We start from the raw sequence: 1,896 nt of genomic DNA, 5'->3' as shown, positions 1-1,896 counted from the left end.
TCCAGACAGCCCACCTTAACCCAGACAAGGTCTAAACAAAAAAATGCTACCAAGGAAGTGATTATTTAGAAAACAAACCAGAGTAAGAGTTAACCGTCGAGGCGACAACTACATTGACAATTACCGAACACGCTGAAGCCGCCAATGCCCGTTTGCTCAAAGTTTATCCTAATGGCTTTGTATTGGATGCCTTGCACAAGCCCCATATCACCCTTCTGCAGCGCTACGTCAAAACGGTTGATCTCGATAAAGTCTATGCTGCTAGCGGCAATGTTTTAACCCACAAAAAAATAGCCGACTGGAAGTTGAAGGCCTTCAAATACTACTACATCCCTAATAATGATACTGGGCTTGGCGGCATTGTCATCGAGCCAACCGAAAATTTACTCAAGCTACAGCAAGAATTGATTAATGCGGTTGCTCCTTACACGGTCAATACAGGCACTGCTACCGCATTTGCTACCGAGCCTGAGAACACTGACATCCAATCAGCGTTGATTGACTACGTTACGGTATTCGTGCCGAAATATACCGGCACGCATTTTAATCCACATGTCACTATCGGTGTTGCCTTTCAGGATGACTTGAAGAAAATGCTTGCCGAACCCTTTGATACCTTCACGTTCTCGCCAGCGGGCGCGTCCGTCTATCAACTCGGTAGCTACGGAACCGCCATGAAAAAACTCCATGCGTGGAGTTTGACCCACTGATATTTCTATTCTCTTCGGATAAACAGAACATCCTGCCCACCCTTATATCTTGCAAGGAAAAATAGCATGCCATTCCCAATGAAACACTTTGTTTTCTGGTCCGGCGTTTATAACGCCGGTCTCGCTTTATTCCTGTTGTGTCCACCGCTTTATCGGGGAATCGGTATGAACATCTGCGATCCTGTTTGGGGTTGGCTAATCGCCGGATTTCTTGGTTTTTCCAGTGCCGTATTACTTTTAGCTTCTCGCGACCTCTACCGCCGCGCTACGTTTGTCTATTGGGAAGCACTGCTACGCTACATTGCTGCGCTGGTACTTATTCCAGCGGGACTGTTTGGCGATGTAGGTTTAATTACCGTGCCACTGGGTTTGGGTGATCTCGCTATTGGCTTGGTGTATATGTTCGGCTTACCTAAAGAATTGGGTTTATCGCATCACGCTTTGCTTTATGACCGTGTTGATTGAAGCTAGTGCGGACAGACTTAAATGAAATTATTTACCACTATAAACAAAACGGTATTTTCACTACATAACTTAGAACAGCTGCTAGTAAACAGAAAACCATAGATCAATTTTTTTAAACCTGGAGTAAAACGTGAAAATCAATAAGCAAAAAATAAAAAAATGCTACAGAATTGGCGCTGTTGTTATGCGTCGTCGGAATACTTTCCGGATGTGCCACTATTGAATCAGGAAGCAGTGATGCGAAAGCATTGACAGTTGAGCCAGCGCCTGACGCCGGTTTTATTGAGCAGCCTGATCAACAGGTTAAACGAGCGGATTTACCATTCCAGAAAGTCTGGATCAAACCAGGCTTTGATATGCGCGACTACAAGGAATTGATCGTCGCACCGGTAAATACTCAGTACATGTTTGAAATGGACTGGTTACATAAAGCAAGTTCAGCTAACTGGCTTGGCGGTGTTAAAAGGATATTAATGAACTTGCCAAATACTTCCATGATCAGGCGATTAAGGATTTCGAAGCAGATCCCAATCATCTCTTTCAGGTCATTAACTCACCTGTACAACATAAAAAACCGGCACTGCGCCTGGAACTCGCGCTGATCGAGATCGATCCTTCAACGCCAGTGCTGCATGCGGCCGGCTGGGCTGTCATGGGTGGCGGCACGGCGGCAGGCGTGGTCAATCAGCGCCGGGCGGCTTTCGAAGGGCGTCTGCGTGAC

General features: G+C 46.1%; 3 protein-coding genes. All 3 read left to right on the top strand.

Annotated elements, in window-relative coordinates; all coding sequences use genetic code 11:
- The first annotated feature begins 113 nt into the window (after positions 1-113).
- The 3 genes from N7974_RS20460 (at position 114) to N7974_RS20450 (ending at position 1,777) form a co-directional block, all read left to right on the top strand.
- Positions 114-710, top strand: a complete 597-nt coding sequence (locus N7974_RS20460) for a hypothetical protein (protein WP_262967379.1) — start codon at positions 114-116, stop codon at positions 708-710.
- 66 nt (positions 711-776) lie between these two features.
- The gene (locus N7974_RS20455; protein ID WP_262967378.1) at positions 777-1,175 is read left to right on the top strand and encodes a hypothetical protein; all 399 of its coding nucleotides are present in this window, start codon (positions 777-779) and stop codon (positions 1,173-1,175) included.
- Positions 1,176-1,345: 170 nt separating this feature from the next.
- Complete coding sequence (locus tag N7974_RS20450) at positions 1,346-1,777, top strand: hypothetical protein (RefSeq protein ID WP_262967377.1); 432 nt, start codon at positions 1,346-1,348, stop codon at positions 1,775-1,777.
- Positions 1,778-1,896: the final 119 nt, after the last annotated feature.

Source organism: Methylobacter psychrophilus, from assembly GCF_025583945.1.
Taxonomy (GTDB): Bacteria; Pseudomonadota; Gammaproteobacteria; order Methylococcales; family Methylomonadaceae; genus Methylobacter_C; species Methylobacter_C psychrophilus.
Note: the sequence above shows the minus strand (reverse complement) of the source record. Positions and strands in the feature narration are given on the sequence as shown.